At 62.9% G+C, this 13,784-nt stretch carries 12 protein-coding genes; 10 read left to right on the top strand and 2 right to left on the bottom strand.

The window, feature by feature from the left end; translation table 11 throughout:
• Positions 1 to 116 precede the first annotated feature (116 nt).
• Both OUZ30_RS10750 and OUZ30_RS10745 read right to left on the bottom strand, forming a co-directional pair.
• Positions 117 to 1,634 (bottom strand): Na+/H+ antiporter NhaC family protein, encoded by a 1,518-nt coding sequence (locus OUZ30_RS10750; RefSeq protein WP_266182317.1) that lies wholly within the window; start codon positions 1,632 to 1,634, stop codon positions 117 to 119.
• Positions 1,635 to 1,744: 110 nt separating this feature from the next.
• Positions 1,745 to 3,139: a tetratricopeptide repeat protein gene (locus OUZ30_RS10745; RefSeq protein WP_266182316.1), complete on the bottom strand. Its 1,395-nt coding sequence runs from the start codon at positions 3,137 to 3,139 to the stop codon at positions 1,745 to 1,747.
• A gap of 550 nt (positions 3,140 to 3,689) precedes the next feature.
• Between OUZ30_RS10745 and OUZ30_RS10740 the strand changes: the two genes are divergently transcribed.
• From OUZ30_RS10740 to OUZ30_RS10695, 10 genes are all read left to right on the top strand, one after another.
• Positions 3,690 to 5,114 carry a basic amino acid/polyamine antiporter gene (locus OUZ30_RS10740; RefSeq protein ID WP_266182315.1) on the top strand — a complete coding sequence of 475 codons (1,425 nt, stop codon included), beginning with the start codon at positions 3,690 to 3,692 and terminating at the stop codon, positions 5,112 to 5,114.
• Positions 5,115 to 5,146: 32 nt separating this feature from the next.
• Positions 5,147 to 6,400 (top strand): arginine deiminase, encoded by a 1,254-nt coding sequence (gene arcA, locus OUZ30_RS10735; protein ID WP_266182314.1) that lies wholly within the window; start codon positions 5,147 to 5,149, stop codon positions 6,398 to 6,400.
• Positions 6,401 to 6,579: 179 nt separating this feature from the next.
• Entirely contained in the window at positions 6,580 to 7,692 is a 1,113-nt protein-coding gene (locus OUZ30_RS10730) for an efflux RND transporter periplasmic adaptor subunit (RefSeq protein ID WP_266182313.1), read from the top strand.
• Positions 7,689 to 10,763: an efflux RND transporter permease subunit gene (locus OUZ30_RS10725; protein ID WP_266182311.1), complete on the top strand. Its 3,075-nt coding sequence runs from the start codon at positions 7,689 to 7,691 to the stop codon at positions 10,761 to 10,763. Before OUZ30_RS10730 ends, OUZ30_RS10725 begins: the two co-directional genes overlap by 4 nt.
• 24 nt (positions 10,764 to 10,787) lie before the next feature.
• Complete coding sequence (locus tag OUZ30_RS10720; RefSeq protein ID WP_266182309.1) at positions 10,788 to 11,399, top strand: hypothetical protein; 612 nt, start codon at positions 10,788 to 10,790, stop codon at positions 11,397 to 11,399.
• Positions 11,396 to 11,923: a Na+/H+ antiporter subunit E gene (locus OUZ30_RS10715; protein ID WP_266182307.1), complete on the top strand. Its 528-nt coding sequence runs from the start codon at positions 11,396 to 11,398 to the stop codon at positions 11,921 to 11,923. The genes OUZ30_RS10720 and OUZ30_RS10715 overlap by 4 nt, the downstream gene beginning before the upstream one ends.
• The gene (locus tag OUZ30_RS10710) at positions 11,916 to 12,203 is read left to right on the top strand and encodes an MrpF/PhaF family protein (protein ID WP_266182305.1); all 288 of its coding nucleotides are present in this window, start codon (positions 11,916 to 11,918) and stop codon (positions 12,201 to 12,203) included. The genes OUZ30_RS10715 and OUZ30_RS10710 overlap by 8 nt, the downstream gene beginning before the upstream one ends.
• Complete coding sequence (locus OUZ30_RS10705) at positions 12,200 to 12,493, top strand: cation:proton antiporter (RefSeq protein WP_266182303.1); 294 nt, start codon at positions 12,200 to 12,202, stop codon at positions 12,491 to 12,493. The genes OUZ30_RS10710 and OUZ30_RS10705 overlap by 4 nt, the downstream gene beginning before the upstream one ends.
• Entirely contained in the window at positions 12,490 to 13,434 is a 945-nt protein-coding gene (locus OUZ30_RS10700) for a hydrogenase subunit MbhD domain-containing protein (protein ID WP_266182301.1), read from the top strand. The genes OUZ30_RS10705 and OUZ30_RS10700 overlap by 4 nt, the downstream gene beginning before the upstream one ends.
• Positions 13,431 to 13,778, top strand: coding sequence for an NADH-quinone oxidoreductase subunit K (locus tag OUZ30_RS10695; RefSeq protein ID WP_266182299.1), 348 nt, complete (start codon positions 13,431 to 13,433; stop codon positions 13,776 to 13,778). The genes OUZ30_RS10700 and OUZ30_RS10695 overlap by 4 nt, the downstream gene beginning before the upstream one ends.
• The last annotated feature ends 6 nt before the right edge of the window (positions 13,779 to 13,784 follow it).

The following is a 13,784-nucleotide window of genomic DNA, read 5'->3' as shown; positions in this document are numbered from 1 at the left end:
CTACGGGATCCCCTTGGTCGACCAGCGGCTTTTCGCTACCGATGGGTCTTTGCATGGCCATGCAAACCGATCCGTGTCCAATGACTCGGGCGTACTGCCGACTTCGGTTCGCCAGGCTATTCCCCCGCTTTCGGTGTGTCGTCCGCGTGAACGCCGGGCGTCGCAACGGTCGGCTCGATCGGAATGTGACGGACCTTGAAGCCGGTGATGCCGAGCAGCAAGGTGCAGATCGGCGCGAGGATATTGAATAGCGCGAAAGGCATGTAGGCCAGCGTCGATACGCCCAGCACCGCCGCCATGTACGCGCCGCAGGAATTCCAAGGCACCAGGGGCGACGTGACGATGCCAGCATCACCCACCGAGCGCGAAAGATTCTCCGGCGCCAGTCCACGCTTGGCGAACTCCGCCTTGAACAACCGGCTCGGCAGCAAGAGCGCGATGTATTGATCGCCCGCGACGATGTTGAGCCCGATCGCGGTGATGACGACCGTGAAGAACAGCCGAGCCACCGTTTTGGCGCGCAGCAGTACGGGCGTAACCAGCTTGCTGAGCAAGCCGAAGTCGTCGACCAGGATGCCGAAGGTCACTGCGCCAATGATCAGCCAGATGGTGAGCAGCATGCTGTCCATGCCGCCACGCGAGAGCAGTGCGTCCACCTGGGGGATGCCGGAATTCGCCTGGAAGCCATTGGCCATGGCCAGCCAGGTACCCTTGATCGCGGCGATCGGCGCAGGCGTATCCGGTTCGGCGATGAAGCGTGCGATCGCCTGCGGCTGCATGAAAGATGCCATGACGCCGGCCAACAGGGCCGAGCCCATGATCGCCAGTGACGCTGGCACCTTGCGTATGGACAATCCCAGCAGGAACAGCAGGGGGATCAGGTTCCAGGGGGTAATGTTGAACAGTGCGTCGAGCCTGGCCAGTTCGCCATCGGTCATCGCGTGGTCGAAGCCGCCACCCCGACTGAGGCCGAGTACCGCAAAGGCGACCAGGGCAAGTAGGCCGGCGGGTATCGTGGTCCACACTTGCGAGCGGATATGCACATACAGATCCACGCCGGCCAATTGAGCCGCGAGCACAGTGCTTTCCGAAAGCGGTGAGACCTTGTCGCCGACATAGGCGCCGGAAATGATCGCCCCCGCCGTGACGGCCGGTGACAGGCCGATCATATTGGCCAGCCCGACCAGGCCCACGCCCAAGGTGCCGGCCGTGGTCCATGAACTGCCGATGCTGAGGGAGGTGGCGGCGCACACCAGGAAGGCAATCGGGTAGAACCACGCCGGCGTGATCAGCTTGATGCCGTAGTAGACCAGGGTGGGAATGGTGCCGGACATGTTCCAGGTGCCGATCAAGGCGCCCACCGCAAGCAGGATGAAAATCGCGCCGACCACGGTGGCGATGCCTTTGCGGCCGGATTCCTGAACTTCCTCCCACACATGTCCATTCTTGAAGATGATGAGGATGGCGACCATCGTGCTGAGGATGATCGCGACCTGCAGTGGGCCGTCGACCGCCTTGAGGCCGAACAGCGCCACGGATGCGCCCACCAGGCCTATCAGTGCCAGCAGCGGGAGGATGGCATCCAGGTAGGAAGGCGGCTTTATCGTGCGGGGTGTCGGGGGTGCGTGGTTCATGGGTGCCTGGACTGACTGCGTGGAGCGGCTAAGGACGATTTCGCTCTCAGGCTAAGTGGACGGCATGACGTCGCCGCCGGTAACTCGTTGGCGAAGGATCCGCGGATGTATCAGAAACTCTTGCGCACGTTGACGAAGATCTCCGTCGAGCTGTAGTTGAATCCTATGTCGGCATTGCTCTTGTCGTGCAGCCACAGTATCGATGGCCGCAACGACCAGCTTGGCGCGAACTCCCAGGTCAGGTAGGTGCCCGCCTCGTGCAGGTTGTCGTTGCGCTGCGCCAGGATCACGCCGTCGAGCGCTTCAGGGTGAAAATGGAGCGCCTCCTGATCGTAGGCATTGTGCTCCCACCAGTAATAGATACCCCAGTCCACCGTGTCGGTGAACGCGAAATCCAGGGTTGCGGACGCGCCGTACAGATCGGAGTTGCCGTCCGGAAGGGTTGTCGAGACATAGCGGCCGAAGCGGCCGTCGACGTTGAGGCTGGCTCGGCCGTCCATGAATGAATGGATCCAGCCCGCTGTGCCCTGGGCGGTCGTACGGGTCCAGGTGACGACCGGTTCGCCCGGATACCAGCGTCGGGAGTAGAGCAGTTCGAAGCTGAGCTGATTGGCGGCATCGAGACGATGGAGATAGTCAGCATAAATGCCGGCATCGTTGCGATAGTTGCCGTTGCCGCGATAGCTGACCCGGCCCCTGAAGCCCGCCGACAGGTTGTTGTCGCCGAACGAGCGGCTGCCCGCCATGTTCCAGCGCAGATCGGCGTTGTCCCGGCTGTCGTTGTTGTCGAAGTAGCGGAAGCGATAGTCCAGCGTGCCACTGAGCGCGTAGCCGTCGTCGAGTGCGTAGTTGAGCCCGCCGCCTACGCGAAGATTGTAGAAGGTGTCCTTGCGATCACTGCCGCCAAACGTCTGCGTCCCGATGGTGTCATGCACGTCGTAGACACCGATGCCGGTTTCCGCATACCCGAACGCCGTCAGGCGCCTTTCTTCTTCCACGGACTGCCTGGCGACCTCGTTGTAGATCCTGACCTGGCTCAGCAAGTCCGGCGGCAGATTATCGAAATGCAGCACCGTTTCGAATTCGATCTTTGCCTCCGCGTAGCGTCCGAGGGCGTAGTACGCGCGGCCCAGTGCGAGATGCGCGGGCGGCGAGTCAGGCTGCGCCGCGAGGCTGGCCTGAAACAGTTCCCTCGCCTGTTCGGCGTGGCCTGCGCCAAGGGCGGCGCGACCGAACACGTAGTCGAAGGCGACGTCGTCTCGGTTGGCATCAGCCACCGGCGAGAGCAGGTCGTAGGCTTCGGCGTACTTGCCTTCATGCAGCAACTGTCGGGCCTGTGAAAGATCAGTGCCTGAGGCCGAGCCGGTCAGGGGAGCGGATGCGCTGGCGAACGCGGTATGGATGGGTTGCAATGCCAAGCCGGTGATGAGAAGCATGAGTGCGACTGACCATTTCGAACGCGGGCGGTCGCGGGAAACGGTGCGCGTGGAAGTCAGTCCATGCATGGCATTTCCTTGTTTTGATGTGGATTAACTATGCCCGGTCGTTGAAGATTTTCATGCCTAATAAATGATTACTTTGCTTGCGTTAAAGCGCAGCTCTAAATAATCCCGCTTGTCGAAATTATTTGCCTTTATTAATTGCGAATTTTCTCGTTTGTTCGTAAAGCGCTCGCCAGCTGCGAATGACCACCCATCTTCGGCGGTTTTAGCGGCTCGGTACATGAAGAGAGCGTGATGGTCGCCATCGTGCAGGCGACGTGATGGTTTCAATTGCGAAGGACTCGTTTTGCCGATGCTGTGGCATGCAGGATCGCGCCTGAAAGGCGTCGGTGGATTGTGTAGAAGGGGTGATTTTTTTCGCCTTTGCGACCATGGTCTCGGCCCGCCTTTGGCCAGTATTTTTACTGATATCTAATTACCGACCATTTTACTTACCATCGGCAGGCGGGGCGATGGTAAGTGGGCTGGTCGATTACGTGCCTGGTGGAGAACGGGGGCAAATTTCCGGCGCATATCTGAAATTCCGATCTACATGACTAGATAGGGAGCAGGCATGGCTACGACCGAAAAGAAAATGTCGCGGATGCAACTGACCGCGATGGTGGTGGGTGGCATGGTCGGTGCGGGTATTTTCTCGCTGCCACGCACTTTCGCCAATGCAACCGGCCCCTTTGGCGCCGTCATCGCGTGGCTCATCGCCGGCACCGGCATGTACATGCTGGCGCGGGTGTTTCAGTCGCTGGCCGAGCGCAAACCCGATCTCGATGCCGGTGTGTATGCCTACGCGAAGGCCGGCTTCGGCGACTATCCGGGCTTCCTCTCGGCCTTCGGCTACTGGATCGGCAGCTGTATCGGCAACGTTTCCTACTGGGTGCTGATCAAGTCGACGTTGGGGGCGTTCTTCCCGGTATTCGGCGATGGCAATACGGTCACCGCCATCGTGGTCGCCTCCATCGGCATCTGGTTGTTCCATTTCATGATCTTGAGGGGCGTCCAGCAAGCCGCGTTCATCAACAGCATTGTCACGGTGGCCAAGGTCATTCCGATCCTGGTCTTCATCCTGATCCTGATCTTCGCCTTCAGGATGAACATCTTCAGCGGGAACTTCTATGGCGGCGGCCTGGAAGGCGGCATCTTCGAGCAGGTGCGCGCGACCATGCTGGTTACCGTGTTCGTCTTCCTCGGCATCGAGGGCGCCAGCGTGTATTCACGCTACGCGAAGGAACGCTCTGATGTCGGCACGGCCACGATTACCGGCTTCATTATTGTGACCACGTTGATGGTGCTGGTGACCTTGCTCCCGTATGCCGTGCTGCAGCGAGTTGATGTTGCCGGCATGCGCCAGCCTTCCATGGCCGCGGTGCTCGAGGCGGTGGTCGGGCACTGGGGCGCGGTCTTCGTCAGCATCGGCTTGCTGGTCTCGGTGCTGGGTGCCTATCTCGCCTGGTCGCTGATCTGCGCCGAAGTGTTGTTCACCGCCGCGAAGACCAAGGACATGCCATCGGTGTTCGCCAGGGAGAACAAGAACAAGGTGCCGGTGGCGGCGCTGTGGCTGACCAATATCGTCGTCCAGTTGATCGTCATCACCACCTATTGGTCGCGTGACGCTTTCTCGTTGATGCTGAACCTGACCAGCGCGATGGCCTTGATTCCCTTCCTGCTCGTGGCGGGCTACGGCCTGCAGCTTACGAAGCGCGGTGAAACCTATGAAGTGCGGCCGGGTGAACGCAGCCGCGACCTCGTCATTGCCATCATCGCCACCATCTACACGGCTTTCCTGCTTTACGCCGGCGGCATGAAGTTCATCGTCTTGTCGGCTGTGCTCTATGCGCCAGGCACCGCGCTCTATTTCTGGAGCCAGCGCGAACAGAACAAGCCCGTTTTCGCCAAGGCATCGGATTGGATCATCTTCGCCCTTGCGGTGATCGGTGCGGTCATTGGCATCTACTGGATCGCAACGGGCTACATCACGATTTAGACGTTCACTAGTCTCTGAGATCGGAGAACATCATGGCGAGTGGGAAAACGGGTGAATTTGGTGTGTATTCGGAAGTCGGGCAGTTGCGCAAGGTCATGGTATGTGCGCCAGGTATCGCGCATTCGCGCCTGACGCCAAGCAACTGCGATGAACTGCTCTTCGACGACGTGCTTTGGGTGGATAACGCCAAGCGCGATCATTTCGATTTCGTCAACAAGATGCGCGATCGCGATATCGAAGTGCTGGAAATGCACAACCTGCTGGCAGAAACCGTGGCGGTCCCGGAAGGCAAGAAGTGGATACTCGACAACCAGGTCGTGCCCAACCAGGTGGGACTGGGCTTCATCGACGAACTGCGTAGCTACCTTGAAGGCCTGGAGCATCGCAAGCTCGCCGAAACGCTGTTAGGTGGCTTGTCGACCCATGACTTTCCCGAGGACGTAGGCGGCAAGGCGCTGGCCGTCGTCAAGGAAGCAGCCGGCGTCACCGAATATCTGCTGCCGCCGCTGCCCAATACCTTGTATACGCGCGACACCACGTGTTGGATTTATGGTGGTGTGACGTTGAACCCGCTGTACTGGCCGGCGCGCCACGAGGAAACGGTCCTCACGACTGCGATCTACAAGTTCCACCCGGATTTCGCCGGCAAGGTGAACGTGTGGTGGGGCGACCCGACTGAGGATCACGGCTTGGCCACGCTGGAAGGTGGCGACGTGATGCCGATCGGCAAAGGCGTCGTGCTGATCGGTATGAGTGAGCGCACCTCGCGCCAGGCGATCAGCCAGCTAGCGGCCACGCTGTTCAAGAAGGGTGCGGCGGAGCGGGTGATCGTGGCGGCCATGCCGAAGATTCGCGCCGCCATGCATCTGGACACGGTGTTCACGTTTGCGGACCGCGATTGCGTCTTGCTGGCGCCGGACTTCCTGGCGCAGACGCGCGCCTTCTCGTACCGGCCGAGCGGCCACCCAAGCGGCGTCGAGCTGCACAAGGAAAAAAAGGACTTCGTCGATGTGGTGGCCGAGTCGCTGGGACTCAAGAAGCTGCGCGTCATCGAGGCTGGCGGCAGCGACTACCAGCGCGAGCGCACCCAGTGGGACAGTGGCGCCAACCTTGTCTGCGCCTCTCCCGGTGTCGTCTACGCCTACGATCGCAATACCTACACCAACACCTTGCTGCGCAAGGCCGGTATTGAAGTGATCACGATCGTGGGCGCTGAACTGGGTCGCGGACGCGGCGGTGGTCATTGCATGACGTGCCCGATTGTCCGTGACGCGGTGGATTTCTAACGGCTACGCGGTGCTCCCGTCGCTTTCAGGCGGGAGCACCATGGCATCTGCCGGCCCGAGTCGTGGCCGGCGGGATCGGGAGGGCCACGATTTCAGAGAAAGTATCGAGCTCCAAGGCCGCTGCCGGGTTGTTCCCGGACACTCGGGGCGGCAACCAAGCCACTATCAGGAAGACGCCCGTGTCTGCGAACTCCGTGATCCGTCGAGTTGTTCATGCTCCTGCGGCCCTGGTGCTATGCGCGTTTGCGGCAACCGTGATGCTGTCGGCGTGCCGGCATGGCGAGGAGGAGCAGGCCGCTGAAATCCGTCCGGTGCGCGTCATCACCATCGAACGGCAGCTGGTGGGCGACAGCATTTCCCTGACCGGACGGCTGCAGGCGCAGGCCGAAGTCAACGAGTCCTTCCGCATCGACGGGCGACTGATCGAGCGCAACGTCGATGTCGGCGACCGGGTCCGTCCCGGCCAGGTGCTGGCGCGGTTGGACCAGATGAATGAGCAGAGCAATCTGCAATCGGCGCGTGCCCAACTGGCCGCGGCCCAGGCGCAGGGACTGGAGGCGCGCACCAGCTATACCCGCATGCGCGATCTGCTGGCCGAACATGCCGTGTCGCGCGCCTCGTTCGAGCAGGCCGAGGCGATGCAGAAGATCACCCAGTCACAGATCGATTCGGCGCAATCGCTGGTCGAGATCGCCGGGAACCGGCTGAGTTACACCACCCTCATATCCGATGCTGCCGGCGTCGTCACCGCGCGCGGTCCCGAGGCGGGTGAAGTCGTGGCCGCGGGACGCATGATCGTCCAGGTGGCGCGCGAGGGCGCGGTCGACGCGGTCTTCGATGTACCGGCGGCGGTCAAGGACGTCGCTCCCGCGAATCCCGACATCCTCGTGACGTTGGGAGGCGATCCCAAGGTCACCGCCGTGGGCAAGGTGCGCGAGGTGTCGCCACGCGCCGATCCGATTACCGGCACGTTCACGGTGCGCGTGCGCCTGATCAATCCACCGGCGGCGATGCGCCTGGGTAGCACGGTGACGGGCCGCATGAAGCTCGACAGCGTGCCCGCGCTCGATATTCCGGCCAGCGCGTTGATGCGACCGGGTGGGAAACCGGCTGTATGGGTCGTGGATACCAAGACAGGAACGGTGTCCGAGCGCAACGTGGAGCTTCGGGCCTATGACGCGGAGCGCGTACAGGTATCGCAAGGGCTGGCCCCTGGGGATGTGATCGTCACTGCCGGTGTGCAGGCGCTGCGGCCAGGGCAGAAGGTCCGCTGGACCGAGGCGACAAAATGATCGGCCCGAATCTGTCGGAATGGGCGCTCTCGAAGCGTTCACTCGTGGTGTTCCTGATGATCATCTCGGTGATCGCAGGCACGATGGCCTTCCTCAAGCTGGGTCGCGCCGAGGATCCGGTATTCACCTTTCGCACCATGGTGGTGGTGGCGGCGTGGCCAGGAGCGACGGTGGACGAGACGACCTCGCAGGTGACCGAGCGACTCGAGCGCACGCTGCAGGAAACCAGTCACCTCGAACGCGTGCGTAGCTATACGACGGCGGGGCAGACGACGATCTTCGTCGATCTCAAACAATCCACGCCGCCCGCCGCGGTCCCCGACATCTGGTACCAGGTGCGCAAGAACATCGGGGACATGCGCATGACGCTGCCGGCCGGCGTGGTCGGACCGTTCTTCAACGACGATTTCGGCGACACCTTCGGCATCATTTACGCGTTCACCGCCGACGGTTACAGCTTCCGTGAATTGCGCGACCGGGTGGAGGCCATCCGCTCGCGCCTGCTGCTGGTGCCGGACGTCTCCAAGATCGAGGTGCTGGGCGCGCAGGACGAACAGATCTTCATCGAGTTCTCGACCGAGCGGCTGGCTGGCCTGCGCCTGGACTACCCGACTATCGTCGCGGCCTTGCAGGCGCAGAACGTGATCCGCCCGGCCGGCGTGCTGCATACCAACCAGGAACGCGTATTCATGCGGGTCAGTGGCTCCTTCGATTCGGAGCAGGACATCGCCAACGTCAACCTGGTCCTCAGCGGACGCATCATCCGGCTGGGTGATATCGCGACGGTGCGGCGCGGCTACACCGATCCGCCGCAGCCGATGTTCCGCGTCAACGGCAAGCCGGCGATCGGCCTGGCCATCGCGATGCGCGACGCCGGTGACATCCTCGCGCTCGGACACAACATCAAGGCCGTCATGGCCGATGTCACCGCCAACCTGCCGCACGGCATCGAGCCGACCCTGGTGGCCGACCAGGCGGTGACGGTCGACGTGGCGATCAACGATTTCATGGCCTCGTTGTGGCAGGCCATCATCATCATCCTGGTGTGCAGCTTCGTGAGCCTGGGCGTGCGCCCGGGCATGGTGGTGGCGCTGTCGATTCCGCTGACCCTGGCGATCGTATTCGCCATCATGGACATCGTGCATATCGACCTGCACCGGGTCTCGCTCGGCGCGTTGATCATTGCGCTGACCTTGCTGGTCGACGATGCGATGACCACGGTCGACGCGATGATCAACCGCCTGGCCGCCGGCGACAGCAAGGATCAGGCGGCCACGTTTGCTTACCGGACGCTGGCCGCGCCCATGCTGATCGGCACCCTGGTCACGATCTCGAGTTTTGTGCCGATCGGCTTCGCCCGCAGCTCGGCGGGTGAGTACACCTTCTCGATCTTCGCCGTGGTGGCGATCGCCCTGATTGTGTCCTGGCTCGGCGCCGTGATCTTTGCGCCCCTGGTCGGCAAGGCGATACTCAAGGCGCCCAAGGCGGATGCCGAGGCCAAGCCGAGCAAGCTGACGAATGCCTATGGCGGCTTCCTCAAGGGCGCCATCCGCGCGAGGTGGCTGACCATCGGGCTCACGCTCGCCGCGTTCGTGGTCTCGATGTTCCTGGTCCGCTTCGTGCCGCAGCAATTTTTCCCGGCGTCGGATCGACCCGAGCTGACCGTCGACCTGACCTTGCGCCAGAACGCCTCGATCTATGCGACCGAGGCCGAGGCCGAGCGTTTCGAGGCGTTGCTGAAGGACGATCCCGACGTCGATCATTTCAGCACCTATGTCGGCCGTGGAGCCGTGCGCTTCATTCTCACGCTCAACGTCCAGCTGGCCAATCCGTTCTTTGCCCAGGTGGTTGTGGTGGCCAAGAACCTGGAGGCGCGCGACCGGCTGCAACTGAAGCTGGAAAAAGCGCTGGCCGAACAGTTCCCGGATATCGTCGCGCGTATTTCGCCGCTCGAACTGGGCCCGCCGGTGGGATGGCCGTTGCAGTATCGCGTCTCCGGTCCGGACAAGGACGAGGTTCGCAAGATTGCGCTGGACCTGGCCGGCATCGTGGGCTCGGATGCGCGTACGCGCCACGTGAATTTCGATTGGATGGAACCCGCGCGTCAAATCCAGATCCGCATCAATCAGGACGAGGCCCGCCAGCTCGGCATCAGCAGCGCCGCGCTGGCCGGCATCATGAACGCCACCATCACCGGCACCACGGTGACCCAGGTGCGCGACGACATCTACCTGGTCAATGTGGTGGCTCGCGCCAGCGAGGAGCAACGCACGTCGATTCGCACCCTGAGTACGCTGCAGGTGCCCACGCCGAGCGGTCGGATGGTCCCGCTCAGCCAGTTCGCGACGTTTGCGGAGGAGCAGGAGACGCCACTGATCTGGCGGCGTGATCGGGTGCCGACGCTGACTGTTCGCGCGGATGTGCGGCGTAGCGTGCTGCCGGACGAAGTGGTCGAAACGCTGGCGCCGAAGCTCAAGGATTTCAATGCCAAGCTGCCCAAGGACTACAAGGTCGAGACCGGCGGCCTGTACGAGGAGAGCGCGGAATCGAGCGCCTCGGTGTTTGCCGTGGTGCCGCTGATGATTCTGCTGATGCTGATCACCATGATGGTGTTGCTGGTGAGCTTCAGGCGGCTGGCGATGGTGGTCTGCGTGATGCCGCTGGGCATGATCGGCGTGGTGCTGGCGCTGCTGATCTTCAACCGGCCGCTCGGCTTCGTGGCGATCCTCGGCATCCTGGCCCTGATCGGCATGATCGCCAAGAACGGCGTGATCCTGATCGTGCAGATCGAAACCTACCGCAGCGAAGGCATGAGCGTGCTGGATGCGGTAGTGGCGTCGGGCACGTCACGCATGCGCCCGATGATGCTGACCTCGATCTCGACCGTGTTGGGCCTGATCCCGATCGCACCCACGGTGTTCTGGGGCTCGATGGCCATTGCCATCATGGGCGGCCTGCTGGTGGCCACGGTGTTGACCCTGATCTTCCTGCCGGCGCTTTACATGGTGGTGTTTGGTAAAGAGGAGCGAACGCCGGCGCTATCCGGCACGGCGAAAGACTCCTCGCTGTGATGGATGAGGACGGACGCGATGAGGATGGCACCCACATCGGCGGCGATCACGGGGTCTCCTGCGGGGACCCCGGTCGACGACGCACACGCCGACGTGCTCGATCTGTACGTGGTGGAGTTGGCGCATCTGTTCGACGCCATGGACCTGGCGCCGTTGCGCGAACGCGACCTCGATGCAAAAACGGACGCGTTCATCGTCGAGTGGGCCCAGGAGTTACCGCCAGAAAAGTCCTTGCAGCTGGTTATCCATCTCGGCAATCCCTCCATCACTGGGCAAGACACAGTCATGGTGGCTGAGGCCGTGCACGCGTATTACGGTCAACGTGCGCATGTCACCCGACGGGGATTGAAGAAGCTGTTCCGCGTGGGACGCATCAGTTTGCTAATCGGCGTGCTGTTCGTCGGCGCCGCCACCCTCATCGGCGAAGCACTACTCGCCGTGATGAGCAGCGAACGCTCTGCCAGGCTGATCGAGGACAGCCTGGTCATCGGCGCCTGGGTGGCGCTGTGGCGGCCGATGGAGATCTTCCTCTATGACTGGTGGCCGATCCGCGCCGAGGCGTGTCTGTTCGAGCGCTTGAGCAAGTTGCAGGTGCGCCTGGTGGCCATGCAGAAGCAGGACGGGGTGCCGTCATGAGGCCCGCTCCGGACCAGCGCAAGAAGCCTGCAACTCCTTCCAGCGTGCCTACGGTGCTGGAGCGCGGCCTGCTGTTCTTCCTGGTATGGCTGGTGCTGATGCCGAGCGCGAAAATGGCCGACCTGGTAGTAGGGTTGATCGCGGCGGTGCTGGCCACCTGGGCCAGCCTGCGTCTGCTGCCACCTGAGTCAGGCTATCTGCGCTTTGGCGCCTTGCTGGCCTTCGTGCCGCATTTCATGTGGCAGTCGGTGCTGGCGGGCGTGGATGTCGCGCGTCGGGCCTTCGACCCACGCATGCCCTTGCGGCCGGGATTCGTGGTTTGTCGCGTGAGTTTTCCGCCGGGACCCGCGCGCAATGAATTCGCGGTGATCACCAGCCTGTTGCCGGGCTCGGTGCCCGCGGGCGAAGCCGAAGGGGCGATCGTTTATCACGCGCTGGATATCCGACAGCCCGTCGCCGAACAGCTGGCGGAAGAGGAAAAGCGGCTGACCGCAGCCCTGACCGGAGGTGACGGCCATGACTAGTTTCCTGCTTGCCATGACCTTCTTCCTGGTGGTGATGGTCGCCGTGGGATTGTTTTGCGTATTGCGCGGGGCGAGCAATGCCGACCGCATGATGGCCGTGCAGTTGTTCGGTACCGGTGGCATCGCGGCCCTGCTGCTGGTGGGCGTGGCGCATGGCACGGAAGGTGTGGTCGACGTGGTGTTGACGCTGTCGGTGCTGGCGGCATTCGCGGCTGTGGCTTTCGTCAAGGCCGATGAGTCGTCGGCAAAAGACGAGAACCGGCCGGAGCAGGGATCATGAGGATCGCTGCCGACATCTTCACCATCGTCGCCATCCTCACCGGTGCGTTCTTTTTCCTGGCCGGCACGGTCGGGCTGCTGCGTTTTCCGGACACGCTGACGCGACTGCATGCGCTGACCAAGGCCGACAATCTCGGGCTTGGATTGGTGGTACTGGGGCTGCTGCCGCAGTCCAACAGTGTGTTCGCTGGCCTGAAGATGATTCTGGTGTGGCTGCTGGTCTTGCTCGCGTCTGCCACGGTGTCCCAACTCATCGCGCGTGCGGCGCGCCGTGATGGGCCGCCTTCATGAGTGACGCGCTCCACCTCGCCCTGATCGCGCTGCTGCTCGCGCTGGCTTTCTGGACCGTCGTCGCGCGTGAGACGTTTGCGGCTGTCGCGGGTTTCGTTTCCTACGGTTTGCTGCTGACCCTGGCGTGGGTGGCGCTGTCGGCCGTCGACGTGGCGTTGACCGAGGCGGCGATCGGTGCGGGCCTGACCGGTGCGCTGTTGATCGGTGCGGCTTCCCGCTTGCGCAAGACCGAAGCGGCAGCCCGGACCGAGTGGCCCGGTCGGGCGACGCGCGTGCTGGCGGCCATCGTTGCTAGCGCGGTTGCCGCGGCCATCGCTGCCTGCGTGCTGCTGCTGCCGGATCCCGCGCCGACCTTGGCGCCCGAGGTGGCGCAGAACCTTGCCTCGACCGGCGTGGGCAACCCGATCACGGCGGTGCTGATGTCATTCCGCGCGATGGACACGATGCTTGAAGCGATCGTGCTGCTGTTCGGATTGATCGCTATCTGGTCGTTGGCATCGGATCGCTACTGGGGTGGTCGGCCGGGACTGGCCCCGGTTTACGAACCCAACGGCATCCTGGCCTATCTGGCGCGCGTGCTGCCGCCGATCGGCATCGTGGTTGGCATCTATATCCTGTGGGTGGGCGCCGACTACCCGGGTGGCAAGTTCCAGGGCGGTACGGTGCTCGCCGCGATGTGGCTGCTGCTGATGATGTCCGGGCTGCACGATGCACCCGCGGTAAGCCGACGCTGGGTGCGACTGGTGCTGATTGGAGGGCCGGCCGTCTTCATCCTCGTCGGTGTGCTCGGCGTGTTCGTGGCCAACGCCTTCCTGGCCTATCCGGCGGGTTTCGCCAAGCCGTTGATCATCGTCATCGAGGTGGCGCTGCTGCCCTCGCTGGCGGTTACCTTGACCCTGCTGCTGATCGGGCCGCCGCAACGATCGGAGTCACCCCCATGAACGCACCGACGTTGTTTGGGCTGTGCGCCGCCGTGTTGGTAGGTCTTGGTCTGTATGGCCTGATCGTGCATCCGCAGCCGCTGCGCAAGGTGCTCTCCTTCAACCTGATCGGTAGCGGCGTCTTTTTGGTTTGCGCGGTGATTGCACGCCGTGGCGCGGCCGCAGGCGTGGGTGGCGATCCGGTGCCGCAGGCGTTGTTGATCACCGCTATCGTGGTGGCCTTCGCTGCCTCCGCGCTTGCCGTGGCATTGATGTTGCGCCAGTGCGACGAAACCGGTTCGAACTCGCTCTCGTCCGACCCAGGTCCCGCGCCTGCGAAGCCGCCTGCCGACGGTGAGGCCTAAGTGTCG

Origin of the sequence: Dyella humicola (genome assembly GCF_026283945.1) — a bacterium.
GTDB lineage: Bacteria > Pseudomonadota > Gammaproteobacteria > Xanthomonadales > Rhodanobacteraceae > Dyella > Dyella humicola.
Note: the sequence above shows the minus strand (reverse complement) of the source record. Positions and strands in the feature narration are given on the sequence as shown.